This window comes from Mycoplana azooxidifex (genome assembly GCF_014196765.1).
GTDB lineage: Bacteria > Pseudomonadota > Alphaproteobacteria > Rhizobiales > Rhizobiaceae > Mycoplana > Mycoplana azooxidifex.
In genome coordinates, this window is sequence record NZ_JACIEE010000012.1 from 95368 (window position 1) to 116645 (window position 21278).

Sequence of the window (21278 nt, forward strand, 5' to 3'; positions counted from 1 at the left end):
GTGCTTCTGCCCGGCGATTGTCACGGACTACACCGCCCGGCTGCCAGGAGTCGCTTGGGCTTGGTCGCTTTCGACGCAAACGTCCGCGCCTAAGTCTGGCTCGAACTTCTTCCGAACGCTTGGCCAAAGCAGGTATAGAGCCGTCAGTCGGCAGCGTCGGTGAAAGCTACGACAACGCTGTCGCCGAAACGATCAACGGCCTGTACAAGGCCGAAGTCATCCATCGGCGAGGACCGCGGCGCAACTTCGAAGCTGTGGAGTTCGCCACGCTCGAATGGGTCGACTGGTTCAACCATCGGCGGCTTATGGAGGCCATCGGAAGCATCCCGCCAGCCGAGGCCGAGCAGCAGTAATATGCCATGCTGGACGCACCAGCATTGGCTGCATAACTTAAACCAGACGGCCTCCGGCAATCCCCGACGCGGTCCACTTCCTCCAGCACCAGAGATTGCAGACGCGTCTTCACGACTTTTGCACCGTTGCCGGTTGAACTGCCATCCGCGGGTCGGCATTGGGCTCGGCTGCGACACGAGCGCAGACGTAGCAAGTCTCAAACGTCGTGATTGCCTCTTCGCCAATAGGATACAACTAGATGCTCATGCTTTTTCAAGCTGCGATTTCTTAGATCTGCGCGAATCGAACGGAAGGCTTCAAACTCGCAGCCCACCCAGACGTAGCGCGCCACACTGCCTTTAGGCAACTCGGTCACTGCGACGACATCCGTTAGAAGGTTCGTGCTTCCGCTGGGCATACCGTTGCGTAACACCCATACGAGCTCGATGCCCGCCGGGTGCCGAAGCGGCTGAACTTCTGCGGCATTGGCGACCTCAATGATTGCCCTCCCCCGTGCTGCGACTGGCAAGGCTTCGAGCATGCGTGCGATCGCCGGAAGAGCGGTTTCGTCACCGGCAAAGAGATACCAGTCGGCTACCGCCAGCCCGCCGCCACCAGGCCCCGCCACCCCGATCCGGTCTCCGATCCCGGCGTGCTTCACGAGGTCCGATCCAGGACCGGCGTCCGGATGCAACACAAAATCAATGTCGATCGTCCCAGCCTCCAGATCGACCGAGCGGACGGTATATTTTCGCAAGTGAGGCCGGTTTTCACTGTCGGCCCATTTGATCAGGCCGTCCGCACCGACGGTCGGCCATTGTGGCTCGGCAAGCCCAGGCCGCTGTATCAGGATGTTGAGATGCAGCGCCTCGAGCGAGGCGAAGCGGGAAACGCCTTCTCCCGCCAGCGTCAACCGGCGCATGCAAGGCGTGACATCGCGAATACTCCGCACTTCCAGGATCTGGAAGTTAGGCGGCTGGATGAGCTCGACGCCGTCACCTTCCCATGCGATTATCGGAGCATCCGCTTCGGCAAATTCGATGATGTGCGCGGCAATCGCCATGCGGGCAAAGTATATGCTCTCGATATCGGTCGCTCTGACGTCGATGACTGCAGCATTGCCGTCCTGCGAAAGGTACGCGCTGGTTTCCCCGAAACGAAGGACATGCACGCCATCGCTGACCTCGAGCGTGGCATCGTGCTCCGTCATGTGCCGACAGACTGCAGTAATGACCCGATGTGGCTCGGAAAGCGCGACGCGGGAGCGAGACTGAAATTCCTTCAACGATTTTCTCCGTTTTCCTCATGTCCTGCGAGTATCATGGCGCGCTAGCGGCTCCGCCGAGACCCGTCCAGAACGTGCCTTCGAGCTTGATGGCGAGGAAGCGTTCGTTGATCTCGGCAAGCGTCCTTTCCGGATCGACCTCGGCCAGGGCCTCGGGATGCAGCCATTTGGCAAAGCACTCGAAGGCAAGAACGTTTAGTGCCGAAATCGTGAGCTGATGCGAGATCCCGAAGGCGCGTCCGTTCTGCACGGCCGAGAGGCTGCCCAGAAGGTTCCGACTAGTGACGTCGCGTAGCGATTTTTGTGCGGTATCAGCTGCAATCCCGCCACCTATCACGAGTCCGCCCTGCATGGACAGATGCGGACTTCCGGTCCCTATATAGACGTCGGGATTCGCCTGCAGGACGAATTCCGGGCCGAGTTGCCCATCGTAACCGGACGCTGCATCTGCGCCGATGCTGTGGCCGCCGGCCAGTTCGAGATACTGGGTCATGCGGTTGCCCGAACCCGGCGTGTAGCAACACAGCGTGCCGGCATGCACGTCGATCAGGACTGTCGGGCGCGCTGTCACAGTCGCAAGGCGATCTGCGACCACTCTGTACCGTGAGGTCACGAAGTCGCCGAAAGCCCTTGCCTCGTCTGTTCGGCCGATCGCATTGCCGAGAAGCCCGATAGAGAACGCTGTCGCTTCGGCAGGGCCGTGGCCTGCTCGATCGGGGCTGTCGAGAAAGATAACCGGGACGCCCATGATGCCCAGTTGTTCGGCAATCATATCCCAGCCCGGATCCCAAAGGCTGACCACGAAGAGATCCGGAGCCGTGCTCAAAATCGCTTCGAGGGAGACATTCGCCGGTACGACGCTGCCGACCTCGGGGATCACGTCGATCGCCGGAAACCGGCGGCGAAAGGCGTCATAGATGCCACTGTCGATACGCCGCGGCGCCGCCCAGCCGACAATTATCGCCACAGGGTCCGGATCAAGCAGAGCCAACGAGTAGAGGAGCAAGCTCTCATTGGTGACGATCCGGCGCGCCGGCGCCTCCAGCCTGACCTCGCGCCCTATTGCATCGCGCAACACGATCTCCGCCCGCGCCGGCACGGCGGAAAAGACAAGGCTGGTCAACGCGAGGAGCAGGACGCAGAAACCAAGCACCCTACGAGAGGCCGCGTGGCGGTCCGTCTTTTCCCTCGAATGCAACCCCGATGTTACCATGTGTATTTCAGGCTCGCGGTGATCGACCGTCCCGCCCCGTAGTTGCAGCTGCCGCCGGTCAGATTGAGGCAATGGGAAACGAACTTCTTGTCGAAGAGGTTCGTTACGTTCACCTGGAGCGTGGTGCCCTTGAACTCGTGGTTCAAAGCGCCGAAATCGTACGAGGCACCGATGTCGAAGAGCGTTCGCGACGGTATCCGCAATTCCTCCAGATAGGTGACATCCGTCTGGTACGAAGACAGGTAGCGCACGCCGGCACCGATGGACATGCCCTCGACTGCCGGCGGTCGATAGTCGACCCAGAGGCTTGCCTGGTGCTCCGGAAGGCGCAGGACTTCGTTGCCGACGGCAAGAGCATTCGTCGACTCCAACACCTCGGAGTGCGAATAGGCATAGGCTGCCAGCACGTCGAGTTCCGGCGTCAACTCGAATTTGCCCTCAATCTCGACGCCGCGTACGCGCTGCTTTCCGTCCTGCGCGTAGCTGACGGGTCTTGCAGGGCTTGGACCGACAGGGGTCAGGGCATTTTCGAGGGTCAGATTGTAAAGCGACAGCGTCACCATGCCGGGGATGCCGAGGGGTTCGTACTTGACGCCGATTTCGAATTGCTCCGCGGTCTGCGCCTCGAAGGCGTTGCCGTCGACGTCGGTCCCCATTAGCGGCAGGAATGCTGTCGAGTAGCTGGCATAGGGCGCAAGGCCGTTGTCGAAGAGATAGGTGAGACCCGCCCGCCAGGTCACCGCAGTGTCGCGGGTACCGACGCTGGTTTCCGTAAGCCGGTTGTCGGTATCGATGTCTGACAGGTCGTAACGCACGCCGAAGGTGCCGACCCAGCCATCGTAGCGGACCTGGTCCTGTAGATAGAGCCCAATCTGGTTCTGCGTCTGCAGCGCAGACGCCGTGACTGGGGCGATCGGGAAGTCGAAACCGTATTCCGGATCGAGATAGTCTATGCCCGGAACGATGGTGTCAAATCCGGTGTTGCCGAAATTGGTGCTGGAAATGCCGTGAACGTAGTCCAGCCCCAGCAATGCCGTGTGCTCAAGTCCGCCGGTCGTGAACTGCGCTTCGACCTGCGTATCGACGGCGAATGTGGACGTCCAGTCGTCGGATACAGCGGTGACGCGGTCGAGATAGCTAGAAGGCGGCCCGGAGAAGGCGAAAGCAGGGTTCACCAGCACGAGGTCCATTTGCTGATCCGAGCGGCCATAGCGCAAGTTCTGACGTACGGTCCACGTCTCGTCGAACGAATGCTCGAATTCGTAGCCGAGGTGATAGTAATCGCGGCGGAAGCCGCCCCAGTCCGGATCTCCGAGGAAAACGTCACGCGGTATCTGGCCGGCCGGATTTGGCAGCAGCGTCCCATAGGCGGGATAGAAGCGCGGACTGAATACCGGGTCGTCATGCTGGTAGTAGCCGTAGAGGGTGAGCGATGTCTCCTCGTTCGGCGACCATGTTATGGCGGGCGCGATCATGAACTGCCTGTCGCGCTCATGATCGATCTGCGTTTGCATGTTGCGCCCCTGGCCGAGCAGTCGATAGCTCCATTCGCCATCTTCTGTGATCGGGCCGGTGAAATCAAAGGACGCCTGGGCGCCGCCAAAGCCGGAGGTGCCGATGGAGACCTCCCGGTGCGGTGTCGTCTGTGGCCGCTTGCTGACCTGGTTCACCAGCCCGCCGGGAATGGTGCGGCCGTAGAGTACGGATGCCGGTCCCTTGATGACCTCGATGCGTTCGAGCGAATAGGGATTGATGGTGGGGGTGGCATAGTTCAGCGGATCTCCGGCAACGGCCAGACCGTCCAGCCACATCGTGCCGTAACTGTTAAAGCCGCGGATATACAGCCAGTCGTAACGCACGTCGTAGCCATTGGGATCAGCGAGGATGCCGGGCGTATAGCGAAGCGCCTCGGCGACGGTATTTGCACCCTGCCGGTCCATTTGTGTGCGTGTCACCACACTGACAGCCTGCGGGGTTTCCAGAATGGAGGCGTCGATCTTGCCGGCACTGCGATTGCGCTTGGCGATCGTTCCCTGGTCGGCCGCGAGGCTACCCTCGTTCTCGACGACAATCGGGTCGAGGCGTGTCGCCGTCTGTGTGCTCACGCTTGGCTCTTGTGCATGGGCCGTCGAAAGCACGGCGCCCAAGAGACTGTATAGAAGCGTGGTCGCGAACAGAGCGCTTCTACTCGACCGGATTTTCAGCGGAATGTCAACGGTATTGAAAATCTCTGCTGCCCGTTCCCTGTAGCTGCCTATCACGATTTCGTTCGCTCCCATGCCCAGCGATTAAGTTGACCATCTAATTCAAGTTATCGTATCTACTAGGTCATGAGAGCACGGGAGGGAACGCCCGGAACTTTGCGAGGCAAGAAGAAACGTTTGCCGTACAGCAAAATTTTCTCAAAACGGCTGCCAAGGCACCGGCCCTTTCTCTATCACGGGAAAGGCCGCGTCCGGTCTTCGAAGGGTTTCGCCATGACAACGTTCAACGATCCAGCGCGTGCGGCCGAACCATCGAATCGCAGCAGGCGATTTCAAGTACGGGATTTTCTACGCACAGAGGGCGTGACCGTTGCCAGCCCCCATGACCAGCTTTCCCCGGACGACACGCTGATCTACGGAAACTTCCTGCACGCCGAGCTTCGTCCCGGCTTGGTCCTGCATTGCAGCGACGTCCTGGAGGAACGTGCTTTTACCGCCACCTCGGTGCTGCGCGAGGGGCTCTCCTGCATCTTTTTCCTGGACGGCAATGTCGATTTGCAGATCGGCGACCGGAGCTACGCGTTTGCCGGCCCGCGCGGTGCCGTTACCGGCGCGACGATCATGAACGCCCGGCCTGAGCGTTTTCAGCGCTCCTCCCGCCGCCGCCAGCACCTTCGCCATCTCGTCGTTTCGGCCTCACCCGAGTGGCTTGATCTCGATGGTATGCAGAATGTCCACGAACCGTCTCGTGGCAGGGAATTCCTCAAGGATCATCTTACCGATCATCGCTGGGAGTTGACACCAAGGGCGATCGAGCTGGTGCAGCAGGTGCTGACGCCTTCACCGCTCATGCCGCAGCTGCACAATCTCTATCTCGAAGGTCGGGCGGTCGAACTCGTTGCCGAGAGCCTCGCGGCTGCGATGCGGGCCGACCGTGCCATCAATGACGGCACGATCCTCACCCGCCCGGAGCGCATCCGGTTACAGCGGGCGATCGATATCATACTTGCAAATCTCGAGGCGCCGCTGAGCGTCGACATGATCGCCCGCAAGGCAGGCACAAGCGCCAGCGGTCTGCAAAAACTCTTCCACCAGGCCGAAGGCAAGAGCATCTTCGAATATGTCCGGGGCGAGCGCCTCGCGCGAGCATGCGACGCGTTGAAAAGCGGCGAGGCGACGATCAAGGAAGCAAGTGTCCTAGCCGGCTATACAAGCCCAGCGAACTTCGCGACCGCCTTCCGCAAACGGTTCGGCACCACGCCCCGCCGAGTGGCCAAGCGGTAGGCGTCCTCTCTTCTGAGGGATAGCCGGTGGCGTCGCCTTTACGTAGCGCTGGATTCAACAAGGGCCAACGGTTCTATCTTAGGCCGCGATCGAGATGGCGATCTTCCGCCAGATGATGACGGCATCTGCGCGGCGTTGGCGGTGATCGGCAGCAGTTAGATGTTTGCGATGAAGGTGGAAGAGATTGGCGATCTGTCCGTGAATTGAGACGAAACGTTGACATTGCCGCGCCGACTTGAAGCGCATCATGCGCCTCTCTCGTCGCCGCAGCGGCAGATGAGAATTTTCGGCGCGGTTGTTCAGACCCTTGTGCGCGCGATGCTCGACGCCTGGCATCAACACAGCTTTTGCGGTGTCGTAGGAGCGAAGCTTGTCGGTTACCATGACGCGCGGGGCGACACCTTGGCCTTTGAGCAGCTTGCGCATCAGCCGAAGAGCCGCACCCTTGTTTCTGCGGCTTCGCAACAGGGCAGCTGTTGACCTCGTAGTCCAAACACTCGGCGACCTGCATAGGCCGGCCGCCGAGCTCTTCACAGACCACTTCAGATGGATCGAGCGATGCCTCCGCTCATGTCCGTGAGACCATGCTTCGTCCGGATCAGATCGGCCGCCCGCTCTCCGATGACAACGCAAGGGGCCATCGTATTGCCGGTCGTGATACGCGGTATGATCGAGGAGTCTGCGATGCGAAGACCGTCGATGCCGTAGACCTTAAGCTCATTGTCAACCACCGACATGCTGTCGCGTCCCATCTTGGCGGTGCAGGACTGATGCCAATAGGTGACGGCCGAACGCCGGATAAAGTCAATCATCCCTGATTTGTCACGCGCGCCAGGCGCCGCTTCGCCTGTCACCAAAGGCGTGAAGGCATCGCTGTTTCCGAGTTCGCGGCATAACTCCACCGCAGCCAGGGCGGCGGCCATGTCCTCCGGCTCACTGAGCGAATTCGGTTCGATCAGCAGGGGGTCTTCTGGATTGGGACCGGACAGCCGCAGTCGACCGCGGCTCTTCGGCTGGGCGAGACCGGTAAACATCGTCCAGCCATGTTCCGGCGTTTCGAGCCCTGTCTCGATCGGCGAAGGGACTGCGAACTCCAACTGGCACTGAAGGATGTCGGGTTGCGCGAGGTGGGACGCGCTCTTCCAGTAGAGCTTTGCTTCGCAGCCGCCGCCACCGACGCCTTCCGGTTTTCGATAGGCCCAGGTGCAGCCGAATGCGAGATGATCCTGATGATTACGGCCGACGCCGGGAAGGTGCTGCACGACGGGGATGCCGTGCGATTGCAGTTCCTCTTCGGGGCCAATGCCCGACTGCATCAGGACTTTCGGCGTGTTGATCGCTCCGAGCGATAGAACCGTCTCGCAACGGGCTGTGAATTGGCGCCTGTGGCCATCGGCACGAACCTCCACCCCGATCACACGCTTGCCTTCAAAGATGAGGCGCGTGACCATCGCTTCCGTCAGCACCGTAAGGTTTGGCCGCGACAGAAGCGGACGAACATAGGATCCGAATACGGATTCCCGCTTGCCGTCCCGGATCCGCAGTTCAGCGATCGATGCGCCTCCCGGGCTCTCCATCATGTCACCGTTCGGGGTATCATAGACGGGAATGCCTATGGCGGATGCTGCACTCAACAAGGCCTCTGCGACTGGCTGGGGGGACTGCGGCTGCGCTACGTATGCCGGTCCTCCCACCCCGCGGCGAACTGGGTCCGGAGCGCCGCGCCAGTCTTCGATCCTGCGATAATAGCCGAGGATCGACTGATAGCCCCAGGCGTCATCCCCGGCTTCAGCGGCAAAGTGGTCCCAATCTCCCTTGTGCCCCCTCGCCCACACCATGACATTGATGCTCGAACCGCCGCCGAGCCCCTTGCCCATGCTGAGCGGCAGGCGTCGACCATTCAGCCCAGGTGCCGGTTGCCCCACGAAACCCCAGTCCCGGCTCGAGCCGAGATTGAGCGGCCACTGCGCAGGATTCGTAACGGTCTCGGCTGCATCATCTCCGCCTGCCTCGAGCAACAGGACGCTCGCGTTCCCATCCTCTGCCAGTCTTGCCGCAACAACGGAGCCGCTGGACCCGGCGCCGCAGACGATGAAGTCGAAAACATCGCCGACCGCGCGCTGCGGCATCGCCGAATTTCCAGATGCATTTTTTTCATGCGTATTCAGCTTCACGTGATGACCTCCGTGAATGGATTGATGGAAAATTGCTAAGGTGTGGATATGCCTGGGGCGAAGGCACGCATTGAGCCTCCGCCAGAGATTGAGCGGCCTTTTAGGTGCCCGATTTTGCCCTACCGCGCCTGACTGGGCAGACATTGCTCGTCGTCATCGGGCTAGTACGAGCTGCCCCGATGAACATGCGCCCATCATTACCTCTTCGCCGAAACGGCCTTGGCGGCCTGGTCAATGGTATCCGCGACGACCTTCGGCTGCGTCATGAACAGGGCGTGGCTTGCCGACACCTTCGTGATCTTGGCATTGATGCGTTCGGCCATGTGGATCAGCATCGCCTGGTCGAACGCCTTGTCCTCAGTAGCGATCACAGCCCAACTCGGCTTGGTGCGCCAGGCCGCATTTTCGAGCTTCGTGCCAAACGCCGACATGTTGATCGGGACCTGAGCATCCCTCATGAACGCAGCATCGGCATCGCTGACGTCATGCGCGAACCCTGCCTTGAATTTTTCCGGGCTGACATATCCAAAACCATCCTTCGTGGTCTCGATGACGAATTCCGATGCGGGAGCAAATCCTTCATATTGCTGCGCCGTCGTCTCGCCGGCATCGGGGGACAGAGCAGAGACGTAGACGAGGCCTGCAACCTTCGCATCGACGCCGGCTTCCGTGATGACCGTGCCGCCCCAGGAATGTCCGACGAGAATGACCGGACCATCCTGCCGCTCAAGCGCACGTGTAGTCGCGGCAACGTCGTCCGCTAGAGACGTCAAAGGATTCTGCACGATCGTCACGCGATAGCCACGCTTGGTGAGATTGTCGTAGACGCCTTTCCAACCCGAACCATCCGCGAATGCACCGTGAACGAGAACGACATTTCTTACCGACTGATTTTGAGGGATGGTATCGGCGGCGTTCGTCGGCAGTACGGCCGACAGTGAGGCTGCGGCCGCAATTGCAGCAACGGTGGTCGTGGTCTTGCGTGTCATGATTGCGTCCTCTAATTGTTACGATAACTATTATCGTGATATCTGTAGCCTGTCAGATCTTGGATTGCGCGTCAACATAATTCTTATCGCGATATTGGTTTTCGCTGTATCGCTTGTTATATGTAGGCGGACAGGAGCTTAGAATGACCAAACGCCATAACGATCCACCGCCGTTGCACGACCAATTGTGCTATGCGATCTACACGGCCGGCATCGCCATCCAGCGCGCCTATAAGCCCTTTCTCGATGAATTGGGCCTGACTTACCCGCAGTATCTCGTGCTCAACGTGTTATGGAACGAAGATGGACAGACGGTGGGCGCCATTGCCCACGCCCTCGCCCTGGAATCCAGTACGCTGACGCCGCTCTTGAAGCGCCTCGAGACATCCGGCTTGCTGCGCAGGACCCGAAACCTGAACAACGAGCGGCAGGTCCTGATCGCATTGACCGAGGAGGGCCGTGCCTTGCAGCACAGGGCGGGCTGTCTCAGCGACACCTTGCTTGCAGCCTCTACCCAGACGCCTCAGGAGTTGGCCGCTTTGAACCGCGACGTACGTCGTCTCCGCAACGCGATCTATTCCCAGACCGGCGAGTGGGACGCACCGGCCTGACTTGCAGGGGTGAGGCGGCGCCTACGCTGTAGGCACCGTACCGCCGTCGATCGTGTATTCGGTTCCGGTGATCGAAGCAGCCCGGTCGGAGGCGAGGAATGCGATCAGGTTAGCAACCTCTTCCGGTTTTGCCGGACGACCCAGTGGTATGCCTCCCAGTCCGTCCATGATGATCTTCTTGCCGCCCTCGAGGTCTGTCCCGGCCTGCACCGCGAGGCGCTCGGCGAGGCGCACCGATGCTTCCGTTTCGATCCAGCCCGGCGACACCCGAACGATCCGGACACCTTTGGGAGAGACTTCCTTCGACAGCGCCTTGCTGTAGGTGGAAAGTGCTGCCTTGGCCGCAGCATATGCGGTCGTCGATTCCGGTAGCGGCAATACTCTCTGGATGGATGTGACATGCACGACAACGCCGCTTCCTCGGGCGACCATGTCCGGAACCAGTTCCCGATCCAATCGAACAGCCGGAAAGAGGTTGAGCGACAGTTCCTTGTCCCATTCGTCATCCGATAGCGCCGAAAAGCCGCCCCCGGCCGCTGACGAGCCACCCAGCATATGGACAATGACATCGACGCCGCCAAGACGCCGACGCGTGGCTTCCGCGACAGTTGCACACCCTTCCTCGGTGGTCAGGTCGGCCTCGACGAACAACTCTTCCGGCAGGCCTTCTGGGCGCATCCGCGCTGTCGTCAGCACCTGCGCTCCGAGTTCACGAAACAGGCTCACGGTCGCAGCGCCAGCCCCCTTGGTTCCGGCCGTTATAAGGGCGCGTTTGCCCCTCAGGTTGAGAAAGTCGGCCATCACTGAATCTCCAGCCTCAGGATCTTGTCGTCCTTGATGACGAAGCTGTAGGCGACCGTCACCGGGCTACCGGGAAACTGACCGCTCACCTTGGCATGGACGAGCGCACTATCTCCGTCGACCGTGGTTTCAAAAGGTTCGGCGACGTACTGAGCCGCCTTCTTTGCAGCTATCCACCATTCACGGATGGCGGAGACGCCGTGGTGGCGAGCTCCTTCGTCTTCCACGACGGCTTCGACTGCAAAGGCTTTCGCCAGCGTATCCGCGTCATTGCGGCTGTCGGCGTCGAAGTACATGTTCACTATACCGGGCATATCCATTGTGTTTCTCCTCATCTGCTGACCCGATAGTTAGTCCTCGACCATTGCATGCATAAGTGGGATAATGCGGCATGTGATAATGAACGGATCGGGACAATGGAGCACGCTAACCTGAAGGAACTTGAAGCGGTCATCGCTATTGCACGACGCGGAACGTTCCGCTCAGCGGCCATCGGTCTGGGCATGTCGACGACCGCGCTGAGCTACACGATAGGTAGGCTTGAGGCGGGGCTCGGCGTGCGATTGTTCAACCGCACCACGCGCAGCGTCTCGTTGACGGACGCGGGCAGGCTCTTTGTGCAGCAGGTAGCGCCTTCGCTCCAGGATCTCTATGCCGCTCTGGATTCGGTGCGCTCGCATCGCGAGACGCCTTCCGGAACGATACGGATCAACGCGGCGCCCTTTGCGGCGCGCGCCATCATCTCACCGCTCGTGCTTGAGTTCCTGCGCCGCTATCCCGACATGAATGTCGACGTCGTCACTGAAGGAAAAATGGTCGATATCGTCAAGGACGGGTTCGATCTGGGCGTGAGGGTTGCGGGCCTCGTTCCCAGCGACATGATCGCCGTTTCGCTCGGCCGGCCCCAGCGCCACGCTGTGGTTGGGTCGCCTGCGTACTTCGAGCGACATGGCAAGCCCATGGTTCCTCCGGACCTTCTCCAACATAAATGTATTCGCGTTCGCCTGCCTGACGGGCCGCTGTTTCGCTGGCGTTTCGAAAAGGATGGGGAGCAGGTGCAGATCGATGTGCGCGGCCCGATCACGCTGGACGAGGCGAGCCTTGTGAGGACCGCACTCCTCGAAAACACTGGTGTTGGCTACATCTTCGAACGGGACGTTTTTCCGGACATAGAAGCAGGCCATCTCGTCCGTGTTCTGGCGGACTGGACGCCTCCCTACCCTGGACTTTGCCTTTACTATCCTGGGCGTCGCAATCTTTCGGCTGGCGTCAGAGCGTTTCTCGATCTGGCTCGGGAGCTGGCGCGGCGAACAACAGCGTGACATCAACCGAGACGTGATGTCTCAAGCCATCGCCTCGCTCTTGAAGGGATTCGAACCGTGCTTACCAAGCAAACTTTTCCCGGCTTGCTGGCAAGGCCGGTTCCCTTGGATACACTCACGCCATCGCTCTAGCACGTAGCCAGCACATACCATGAACAAAAGCGGTTAGAGGCGTAAGGCCAATTTATGGAACTGAGAGAGGTGATGGTAAAGACGCGCTGCCGGCCGCCACTACGCAGATGTGGAGCGAGATCGCTCAGCTTGCGCTCGCCTGTCCGCGGGGACGTCTAGTCGCACTCAACTGGCCGAGATTAGCTTTACAGTGCCACCCACCTGCATACGGCCTCGCCGGCAGCCGCTGTACCAAGCTTTCCTCCTATGTCTTGAGTGGCTTCACCCCGACGAACCGCCTCACTGACGGCTTTTTCGATTGCAGATGAGGCGTCAACGTAGGCCTGCTCATTTTTCCGGTGCCCATACCAGGCGAGTAGTTGTGCTGTGGACAAGATCAACGAGATCGGATTGGCGATGTCCTTGCCTGCTATATCCGGTGCCGAGCCGTGCGATGCCTGTGCCATCGCATAGTGGGCGCCGGCATTGATAGAGCCGCCCAGGCCAAGGCTCCCCGAAAGTTCGGCCGTCAGGTCTGACAGGATGTCGCCATACATGTTGGTCGTGACAATGACATCGAAGCGTGCCGGCGCACGCACGACATGGGCCATCATGGCGTCGACGAGGAAATCCTCCGTCAGAATGTCCGGATATGATTTCGCCATGTCGCGGCAGATGTCGAGAAACATACCGTCGGTCGTCTTGAGCACATTCGCCTTGTGCACGAAGGTCACCTTGCCGCGACGGGCCGAGGCGAGCTCGAATGCTGTCTTCGCAATGCGCTCACAGCAGAGCCGCGTAATGCGGCGGATGGCGATCGCCACGTCTGCGGTGACAAGAATCTCGCCATTGCCACTTTCCATGTTGCGATCCGTATAGAAGCCCTCCGTGTTTTCGCGCACGACGACGAGGTCGAACGGGCCGACCCTGTCGGGAACGCCTTCATAGGTGCGCGAAGGACGGATGTTGGCGAAGAGATCGAGGCGCTTGCGGAAGAACATGGACGGGTTGATCTCGCCGCGGGACTCGTCCTTGAAATCGAAGGTCGCCGCCGGCCCGAGGATGAGGCCGTCGGCCTCCCGCACCTTGTCCAGCACATCCTCGGTGATCGTCGCGCCGTGACGGGCAAGGCTCACATGTCCCATCAATTCTTCTTCGATCACAAGCGACAGGCCGAACCGCTCCGCCGCGGTATCCAGTACCCTACGTGTCGCCGCGCTGATTTCCGGGCCGATACCGTCTCCAGGCAGAAGGACGAGCTTCATTGATTTCTCCAAGAACATTAGTGTACATGCGCATACGCGCGGATAGAATGGATTCGTCTGGGATGGCGGGCCACGGCGACGGACGGTGGAAAGAACGATGAAAAACGAAACCTCTCACCGCGAAGGAAGCCGAGATCTCGGCTGGGCGGCCTATCTCAAGCTCAAGGAAGCGATCGAAGACGGGCAGATTACACCCGGCACCCGTGTGACTGAGGTGGAACTGAGCGACCGGCTCAAAATGTCGCGCACGCCGGTACGCGAGGCGATCTACCGCCTCGAAGTCGAGGGCCTGCTCAGCCACGAGCCGCGGCGCGGCCTCGTCGTCACTCAGCCCGACCATCAGATGGTCGTGGAACTCTACACGATGCGCGAGGCGTTGGAGGGCACGGCGGCGCGCCTTGCCGCCCAGCATGCGACCGAGGCCGAACTCGCTACGCTCGCCGAGATCAACCAGCAGGAGCCGGGCCTCCACGACCAGCCGCGCATGCTCTCGCGTCTCAACCGTCGCTTTCATGCGCTGATTTCGATGTCGGCGCACAACCGCTACCTGTTGAAGAGCCTTGAGAACATGGCCTCGACGACCGCCCTGCTGCCGACGATGCTCAATCTCGAGGGACGCCCGGAACAGGCCTATACCGAGCACAAGGCGATCCTGGATGCCATCGTCAGCCGCAAGGCGGATGCCGCCGAGGAGGCAGCGCGCGCACACATCCGTTCGGCCGGCCGCTGGCGAATAGAACTGATCTCGAGAAGCTATCAAGAGTGACGCTCCGTGATTGCGCTCTCCCGCTCTTCGCGGACCTCACGATAGAGCCGGAGCACCGACATGCCGATGACGGCAACGGCGGCGAGGGTAAAGACCAGCGAGATCGGCCGGGTGACGAAGACCGTGGCATCGCCCTGGGCGATATTGAGAGACTGGCCGATGGCACTCTCGATCGGCTTGCCGAGTATGAAGGCCAGAATGGCCGGCGCGAGCGGATAGTTGAGCCATTTCAGCCCGGCACCGATGAGCGTGAAGGTTGCGAGCGCCAGGATGTCGAAGGGATTGTTCTGGACGGTGTAGACACCGATCAGCGACACGACGACGATGATGGCGCCGATCAGGTTACCGGGCAGCCGGAGGATGGCCACCCACATGCCGATCAGCGGCAGGCTGAGCGCGAGCAGGATGCCGTTGCCCACGACCATGCTGGCGATGAGGCCCCAGGCGACGTCGGGGTGATCGCGGAACATTAGCGGGCCGGGCGTCACCCCCTGGATCATCAGCGCACCGAACAGAATCGACAGCGCCGCCGAACCGGGGATGCCGAGCGTCATGAGCGGCAGGAAGCTGGCATTGGCGAAGGCGTTGTTGGCGGTCTCCGGACCGGCGACGCCCTCGATCGCGCCCTTGCCGAACTCCTCCGGATGACGGGTTACACGGCGCTCAACGGCATATGAGAAAAAGGTGCTGACGGCTGATGCCATGCCCGGAAGGACGCCGAGCATCATGCCGATGCCGGTGCCGCGTGCGATCGCACCGATGCTGCGCTTCATGTCGCTCGCTGTCGGCAGAAGGCGCGTGATGCGTGCCGCGGCATTGCCGGTCTCGAACGGCTTGAAGACGCTGAGCAGAACATCGGAAAGGCCGTAGAAGCCCATGATGATGGCCAGGATCGGGATACCGTCGAGCAGGTTCACATTGCCGAAGGTCAGGCGGGTTACACCAAGCGCCGGGTCGGTGCCGATTTGCGACAGCATCAGGCCGAACACTACCATGATCAGGCCCTTGACGATCGAGCTGCCGAGCAGGCCCGCGGCAAGCGTCAGGCCGAGGATCATTAGCGTCGCATATTCCGGCGGGCCGAGCTGGAGCGCGAGACGGCTGATCGGCAGCGCCAGGACGGCGAGCATGACCGTTGCCACCGTTCCGCCGACGAAGGACCCGATCGCCGAGATCGACAGGGCGGCGCCGGCCCGGCCCTGCCGCGCCATGGGATAGCCCTCGAAGGTGGTGACGATCGATTCGGATTCGCCCGGCACGTTCATCAGGACGCTGGTGATCGTCCCGCCATAGGCTGCGCCGTAGAAGATGCTGGCGAGCATGATGATCGCGCCAGCGGGATCGAGATGGTAGGTGATCGGGATCAGCAGCGCCATTCCGGCGCTCTGGCCGACGCCCGGAAGAACGCCGACCAGCATTCCCGTAAGGCAGCCGATCAGGGCGAAGAGCAAGTTTTGCCAGGTGAAGACGACGTCGAACCCGTGCAGCAGACCGAACAGTCCTTCCATCGTGGACCTCCTACAGACCGAAGACCGCGAGCGGCTCGAATGCGGCGCGGGGCAGGTTGACGCCGAGCATTATACCGAACACCAGCCAGGCGACGACGACGGCGATGACGGCCTCGACCATGCTTCGACGCAACGGACGACCGAGCAGGACGAGCGACATGAAGGTGAGGACGACTGTCGAAACGAGAAAGCCCGCGGGTTCGAGCAGAAGACCGTAGGCGAAGATCGTCGTCGTCAGAGCGGCGAAGCGGATCATGCCGCTGCGCGTTGCAACGAATTGATCGTCGCTTTCATCGGCATTCAGCAGGGCGGCGGGATGCTCCGGCGTCGGCCTTGCAAGAACGGTGCGCCGGTGCGTCATCAGGAGCCCAATCGCCTGCAGCACCGCCAGACCCAGCATCGTGAAGGCCAGCACCTTGATGAAGAGACCGGGCCCCGGCCCAAAGCGTGTCATCACCTGCAGGTCCGCGCTGGCGACGAGCGCGCCCGCGGAAACCGCAAACCAGGCGATGCAACCGACCCATTCCTTGGACATGGCACTTCCTATCGGGTGGGGCCGGCGGAGGTCCGTCCGCCGGCCGTGTCGATCACTTCGGGGCGGACAGCTCGCGGAACTTTTCCACCTGCGGGCGGAAGGCCTCGTCGAGGCCCTTCCACAGCGCCGTCGCATCGGCCGAGTTCATGTAGCGGATCTGCACAGCGCGTTCTGAGGCGACCTTGCGGTATTCCGGATCGGAGGTGATTTCCTCGATCGCAGCCTCCAGCATGGAGACGACCTCCGCCGGCAGGCCGGCAGGGCCGACCAGCACCCGGCTCGTCGACAGGGCGACGTCCACGCCCTGCTCCCTAGCCGTCGGGATGCCCTCGATCTCCGGGCTGGGGGCATCGGCCAGCACGGCCAGGAAGCGAATGTCGCCGTTCTGCGCCGCCGGATGCAGTTCCGAGAACGTATCGCTGACGACCTGGATATGGCCGCCGAGCAGCGAACTCATCAGCATGCCCGGCTCGCTGATGGCCGTCCAGTTGACGTTGATGCCGGCCGCCTCGTTGACCAGCATGAGGCCGAGATGGCCGATGGCCAGCGCGCCGTTGCTGGCCGCGGTGATAGCGGTGTTCGACTTGGCGTCGCTGACGAGATCGCCGAGCGTCTTGTATGGGCTGTTCTTGGCCACGGCGAGAGCGACCGTGCCGTAGTCATGCATGGCGATGATGGTCAGGTCGTCGGGGGTGAAATTGCCGCCGCGATCGGGATCGAGATAGAGCATGTTTGATGCCGGGATCGGCACGAAGGCCAGCGTGTAGCCATCCGGGCTTGCCGGCACGACACGCGTCAGGGCCTGAAGGCCGCCGCCGCCCGGGTAGTTCTCGACGATGAAATTGCCGCCCAGCTTCTTTTCGAGCGCATCGGCCAGAAGCCGGCCCGCAATGTCGGTTCCGCCGCCGGCGCCGAAGCCGACCATGATCTTCACCGTCTTGCGTTCACCCGGATAGACATCCTGCGCGAGCGCCGCCGATACCATCATGCCGGCTGCGACTACCGCCCCGATCAGGCCCTTGATTGCAAATGTGTTCATTAACACTCCTCCTCCTCGCTGCGAGCAGGCGCTGCAGCACGCGCATGACGGGTCCCACCGGACCCAGCATTCATCTCCCGCGGCTAGAGCCGCATCGTGACCAGACGTTCCTCAGTCATCTCCCGCACCGCGAATTTCGGCCCCTCCTGGCCAAAACCGCTCTGCTTCACACCGCCATAGGGCATGAGGTCGATGCGACTGGAACTCGTCTCGTTGAAATGCAGGCCCCCGACGTCCAGCCCATCGATCGCCCGGCGGACGATGTCGAGCCTGTTGGTGAAGACGCCGGCGGCCAGCCCGAAGGGCGAGGCATTCGCGCGCGCGATCACCTCCTCGAAATCATCGAACGGCAGAACGCTGACGACCGGTCCGAAAATCTCCTCGCAAGTGACCCGCATGTCCGCCGCGACGCCCGTCAGCACGATGGGGCGCAGGCAGGCACCGCTCCTCTCGAGCGGTGTCAGCAGACGCGCGCCAGCACCCTCGGCCTCCTGCACCCAGCGTTCGACACGCTCTGCAGCGGCAAGGCTGACCAGCGGGCCGACCACGGTCGCGGCGTCCCGGGGATCACCGACAACCATGGCCTTTGCGCCAGCGATGAGACGCTCCAGCACCGTGTCCAGGATGCTGCTGTGGACGTGCAGGAGTTGGATGGAGCTGCAGACCTGACCGGCCTTGCGAAAGCTGGCCGAAACGACCTTCGGCACGGCCGCGTTGAGGTCCGCGTCGGCGCAGAGCACCGTCGAAGCGATCGAACCAAGCTCCATCTGGGTACGCCTGAGCCCGGCCCTGCCCTGGATGGCGCGGCCGGCGGCCGTGCTGCCGGTAAAGGCGATGTAGCGGATGGCTTCCTCGGCGATCAGCAGTTCTGCCGTTTCGACGCCGCCATGCAAAATGGCGAGAAAGCCCTCCGGCACCCCAGCCTCGGCGAGGATCTCGATCAGCAGGGCCGCCGTCGCCGGCGTGTGCAGCGACGGCTTCAGCACGACCGGATTGCCCGCCGCAAAGGCCGGCGCCACCTTATGTGTGACCGTGTTCAGCGGCGAATTAAAGGGGGTGATAGCGAGAACCGGGCCGACCGGAACGCGATGCGTGAAGCCGATGCGGCCCTGCCCCTGCGGAGAGCCGGACATCGGCACCATTTCGCCGGCAAGTTCGCGAGCTGCCATGGCCGAAAGCCGCAGCGTCTCCTGGCAGCGGTCGATTTCGCCGTCGGCGTCGCTGCACGGAAAGCCCGCCTCGATCGCCATGAGGGTGCGGAAATCCTCGCGCCGCTCGGCAACAAGCGGGATCGCGCGTTCGAGGATCTGGGCCCGCTCCGCCGGCGACGGCGCACCGGCTCGGTGGGCCGCGAGCGCGGCCGCCACGGCAACGCCGATCTCCTCCTTGCCGGCAATCGAGACGGTGCCGGCCGGCTCGAGCGTGTATTTGTCGAGAACGGCCTCGGTGCGTACCGACGTGCGCCAACCGCCCTTGAAGAAAAGCTCGGTGTGGATGTGGTCCGGATACTGCATCTTAGAACTGCGCCAGGTACTGGGAGGGATCGATATGGGCGGCGATGACCAGGGGCGTGCTCGATGCGGGACCGCGTTGCATGACCTTTTCGAGTTCGGCGGCCGTATCGACCCGCACCGCATCGCAGGCCATCGATTTCGCCAGCATAACCACGTCGGTCTCCGGGATGGTCGTGCCAAAGCTCGGGAACTGGCGTGCATGCTGTTTCAGTTCGATGCGGTTCAGGCTGTTGTCGCAGAAGACGACGACGGTCAGGCCGAGTTTCAAGTGCGAGGCGGTACGCAGTTCGGCCTGCACCATCGCTAGGCCGCCGTCACCGGTGAAGCAGACCACGTTGCGCTCCGGCATGAGCATCTTGGCGACCATTGCCGCCGGCAGCGAATATCCCATCGAGGACAGGCCGTTGCTTGTCAGCATCGTCTTCGGTTGACGGCTGACCCAGCCCTGGCCGACGAGCAGCTTGTGCGAGCCCACATCGGAGGTGGCGATCGTGTCCGGCGTACTGGTCGCCAGCGCGATCTCGACGACATCTGTCGGGTTGAGCTTTCCCGGCACGCGACCGGCCAGGTAGAGCTCGCGCAGCGCCGCACGGTGGCGTTCGACTTCAGTCTCGCTCCAGCGTGGCCCCTCGACCTTCAGGGCACCGGCGATCGCCTCGACCACCGGCGCGATGCCACCGACTATCTCGATCTCGGACTTGTAGATCTGATCGGTGTTCGGCACGGAATCGATGTGCACGGTCGGCGTCGAGACGGTCCACGGCTTGATCAGTTCGACGGCATCGAAGCCGATGTTCAGAAGGAGGTCGGAGGACTTCAGGAAATCCCAGACGAAGGCGTTGCAGGCCATGTCGAGCGTGCCGGCGAAATACGGATGGGTCTCGTCGACGATGCCCTTCGACATCGGCGCGACGACGATTGGGCAGCCGAGGGTCTCGGCAAGGCGGGTGATGGCCGCGCCGGCATTGCCCCAGACGGCGGATACGCCGGCGAGGATGACCGGGCGGCGCGCAGCGGCGATGCGCGCAACCGGATCGGCGACGTCGCCATAGACTTGCAGGCCATGCGCCAGCGCCTTGAGCGGCGGCAGCTCGATGTCGGCATCGACGGCCGCAGCGCCGATGAAGTCGCCGGGCGTCGAGATGTGGACGGGGCCGGGCCGATCGGCCATCGCCGTGCGCAGGGCCTTGCGCATGATCGTCGAAACCGTCGCCGGCATGATGCTTGCCGTGTATTTGCTGATCGGCCCGAAGACCTTGTTGTGGTCGATCACCTGATGGGTGAAGTACGGCTCGCGCTTGCTCTCGATCTGGCCCGAGATGGCGACCATCGGCACGCGATCACACCAGGCGTTGGCGACGGCATTGACGAGATTTGACGAGCCCGGACCGAGCGTCGACAGCGCAACCCCGGGCATGCCGGTGATCTGGCCGTAGGCCTGGGCCATCAGGCCAGATGTGCCCTCACGCGTCCCGAGCACGAATTCCATGCCCTCCTGACGGCAGGCCTCCAGAAACGGCACGCTCGGATCGCCTGGATAGCCGAACACGTATCTTGTCCCAGCCGCCGCTAGATAGCGGACCATTACCTCGGCACAATTCATCAAAAGCCTCCCTATGGCCGCCCGCCTCCAGACGCCAACCACTCCAATGAAGACGGATGTACGCAAATGTATACGACATGTCAATGTGGTGAAATGCATAGTCGTGGGCCGGAACGTAATAGGCGCGGTTGCCGCCGATGCGGAAGTCGAGGCCGGCGGCCTTGATCAGCGCCTCGACCCTCGGCTCGATCAGGCCGGGTGGGGGGCGGCAGTGCCTCGACAGCGACATCCTCGGGCAGGCCCTCACATTGCGCAGCATTGAACACGGTGAACCGTTTGAGGAACGGGATCGCCTGGGTCTCCTCGCCGGTCTCGCGGACGCGCTTCTTCTCGTCGTCGGGAATGAAGCGGTCGGCATAGACGACAGTGGTGCCGCGTTCGCCCTTCATCACATTGCCGCCGAGCGAAAGGGCCTGGCGAAACGTCAGCCAGCTCTGGCTGGGAAACCATGCTGGATCAATGCGCCCCAAAGGATCAGCAGCTGATGCCGGAATAGCCGCGCGCCGTGGCGGCGTTCTTGGGCATGGCGAGCGGCGCCTTGGCTGCAGCCGTTCCCCAGGGCTGGCCCCTGGCACGCGCCCTTCCTCCAGTTCGCCGATGATCCTGTTGGTGATGTCGTCGTAAAGGTTGGTGCGATCGGCGCCGGCTGCGGGCGATGACGGCTCCGGCCAGCGCGATCAGGACGACAGCACCAACCCATGCGCCATATAAAGCTTGCCCA

17 protein-coding genes and 3 pseudogenes are annotated in these 21278 nt (G+C 62.0%); 5 read left to right on the forward strand and 15 right to left on the reverse strand.

Annotated features, from left to right (window positions below):
* Window positions 1-110 precede the first annotated feature (110 nt).
* Window positions 111-353 (forward strand): annotated as a pseudogene (locus GGQ64_RS23835) (integrase core domain-containing protein); the annotation flags it as partial.
* Between the two features lie 197 nt (window positions 354-550).
* Here GGQ64_RS23835 and GGQ64_RS23840 read toward each other — a convergent pair.
* The 3 genes from GGQ64_RS23840 to GGQ64_RS23850 form a co-directional block, all read right to left on the reverse strand.
* A complete protein-coding gene (locus tag GGQ64_RS23840; RefSeq protein WP_183807836.1) occupies window positions 551-1618 on the reverse strand; it encodes a siderophore-interacting protein in 1068 nt (355 codons plus the stop codon).
* A 34-nt stretch (window positions 1619-1652) separates the two neighbouring features.
* Window positions 1653-2741, reverse strand: a complete 1089-nt coding sequence (locus GGQ64_RS23845) for an ABC transporter substrate-binding protein (protein WP_246422886.1) — start codon at window positions 2739-2741, stop codon at window positions 1653-1655.
* Between the two features lie 83 nt (window positions 2742-2824).
* Window positions 2825-4936, reverse strand: a complete 2112-nt coding sequence (locus GGQ64_RS23850) for a TonB-dependent siderophore receptor (RefSeq protein ID WP_343059553.1) — start codon at window positions 4934-4936, stop codon at window positions 2825-2827.
* A 372-nt stretch (window positions 4937-5308) separates the two neighbouring features.
* Between GGQ64_RS23850 and GGQ64_RS23855 the strand changes: the two genes are divergently transcribed.
* Window positions 5309-6319: an AraC family transcriptional regulator gene (locus GGQ64_RS23855; protein ID WP_183807839.1), complete on the forward strand. Its 1011-nt coding sequence runs from the start codon at window positions 5309-5311 to the stop codon at window positions 6317-6319.
* A gap of 78 nt (window positions 6320-6397) precedes the next feature.
* On the opposite strand, the pseudogene GGQ64_RS23860 reads toward GGQ64_RS23855, so the two are convergent.
* The 3 genes and pseudogenes from GGQ64_RS23860 to GGQ64_RS23870 form a co-directional block, all read right to left on the reverse strand.
* Window positions 6398-6790, reverse strand: a pseudogene (locus tag GGQ64_RS23860) (DDE-type integrase/transposase/recombinase); the annotation flags it as partial.
* 71 nt (window positions 6791-6861) lie between these two features.
* The gene (locus tag GGQ64_RS23865; RefSeq protein WP_183807840.1) at window positions 6862-8493 is read right to left on the reverse strand and encodes a GMC family oxidoreductase N-terminal domain-containing protein; all 1632 of its coding nucleotides are present in this window, start codon (window positions 8491-8493) and stop codon (window positions 6862-6864) included.
* A 197-nt stretch (window positions 8494-8690) separates the two neighbouring features.
* Window positions 8691-9482: an alpha/beta fold hydrolase gene (locus GGQ64_RS23870; RefSeq protein ID WP_183807841.1), complete on the reverse strand. Its 792-nt coding sequence runs from the start codon at window positions 9480-9482 to the stop codon at window positions 8691-8693.
* Window positions 9483-9625: 143 nt separating this feature from the next.
* Between GGQ64_RS23870 and GGQ64_RS23875 the strand changes: the two genes are divergently transcribed.
* On the forward strand, window positions 9626-10093 hold the full coding sequence (locus tag GGQ64_RS23875; RefSeq protein ID WP_183807842.1) for a MarR family winged helix-turn-helix transcriptional regulator: 468 nt from the start codon (window positions 9626-9628) through the stop codon (window positions 10091-10093).
* A 21-nt stretch (window positions 10094-10114) separates the two neighbouring features.
* On the opposite strand, the gene GGQ64_RS23880 is transcribed toward GGQ64_RS23875, so the two are convergent.
* On the reverse strand, window positions 10115-10894 hold the full coding sequence (locus GGQ64_RS23880; RefSeq protein ID WP_183807843.1) for an SDR family oxidoreductase: 780 nt from the start codon (window positions 10892-10894) through the stop codon (window positions 10115-10117).
* Window positions 10894-11214, reverse strand: a complete 321-nt coding sequence (locus tag GGQ64_RS23885) for a nuclear transport factor 2 family protein (RefSeq protein ID WP_183807844.1) — start codon at window positions 11212-11214, stop codon at window positions 10894-10896. Before GGQ64_RS23885 ends, GGQ64_RS23880 begins: the two co-directional genes overlap by 1 nt.
* 48 nt (window positions 11215-11262) lie before the next feature.
* Between GGQ64_RS23885 and GGQ64_RS23890 the strand changes: the two genes are divergently transcribed.
* Window positions 11263-12216, forward strand: coding sequence for a LysR family transcriptional regulator (locus tag GGQ64_RS23890; RefSeq protein ID WP_183807845.1), 954 nt, complete (start codon window positions 11263-11265; stop codon window positions 12214-12216).
* Window positions 12217-12533: 317 nt separating this feature from the next.
* Here the strand turns inward: GGQ64_RS23890 and GGQ64_RS23895 are convergent, their stop codons facing one another.
* The gene (locus GGQ64_RS23895) at window positions 12534-13592 is read right to left on the reverse strand and encodes an isocitrate/isopropylmalate dehydrogenase family protein (RefSeq protein ID WP_183807846.1); all 1059 of its coding nucleotides are present in this window, start codon (window positions 13590-13592) and stop codon (window positions 12534-12536) included.
* A gap of 97 nt (window positions 13593-13689) precedes the next feature.
* Between GGQ64_RS23895 and GGQ64_RS23900 the strand changes: the two genes are divergently transcribed.
* On the forward strand, window positions 13690-14358 hold the full coding sequence (locus GGQ64_RS23900) for a GntR family transcriptional regulator (RefSeq protein WP_183807847.1): 669 nt from the start codon (window positions 13690-13692) through the stop codon (window positions 14356-14358).
* Here GGQ64_RS23900 and GGQ64_RS23905 read toward each other — a convergent pair.
* From GGQ64_RS23905 to GGQ64_RS23930, 6 genes and pseudogenes are all read right to left on the reverse strand, one after another.
* Window positions 14349-15866, reverse strand: a complete 1518-nt coding sequence (locus GGQ64_RS23905) for a tripartite tricarboxylate transporter permease (RefSeq protein ID WP_183807848.1) — start codon at window positions 15864-15866, stop codon at window positions 14349-14351. The two genes, GGQ64_RS23900 and GGQ64_RS23905, sit on opposite strands and share 10 nt — an antisense overlap.
* A gap of 10 nt (window positions 15867-15876) precedes the next feature.
* On the reverse strand, window positions 15877-16401 hold the full coding sequence (locus tag GGQ64_RS23910; protein WP_183807849.1) for a tripartite tricarboxylate transporter TctB family protein: 525 nt from the start codon (window positions 16399-16401) through the stop codon (window positions 15877-15879).
* Between the two features lie 52 nt (window positions 16402-16453).
* The gene (locus tag GGQ64_RS23915; RefSeq protein WP_183807850.1) at window positions 16454-17440 is read right to left on the reverse strand and encodes a tripartite tricarboxylate transporter substrate binding protein; all 987 of its coding nucleotides are present in this window, start codon (window positions 17438-17440) and stop codon (window positions 16454-16456) included.
* Window positions 17441-17523: 83 nt separating this feature from the next.
* Window positions 17524-18954, reverse strand: coding sequence for an aldehyde dehydrogenase family protein (locus GGQ64_RS23920; RefSeq protein ID WP_183807851.1), 1431 nt, complete (start codon window positions 18952-18954; stop codon window positions 17524-17526).
* Window position 18955: 1 nt separating this feature from the next.
* Window positions 18956-20503, reverse strand: coding sequence for a thiamine pyrophosphate-binding protein (locus GGQ64_RS23925; protein ID WP_425488537.1), 1548 nt, complete (start codon window positions 20501-20503; stop codon window positions 18956-18958).
* A pseudogene (locus GGQ64_RS23930) lies at window positions 20418-21171 on the reverse strand (ArdC family protein). The gene GGQ64_RS23925 and the pseudogene GGQ64_RS23930 overlap by 86 nt, the downstream one beginning before the upstream one ends.
* Window positions 21172-21278 lie beyond the last annotated feature (107 nt).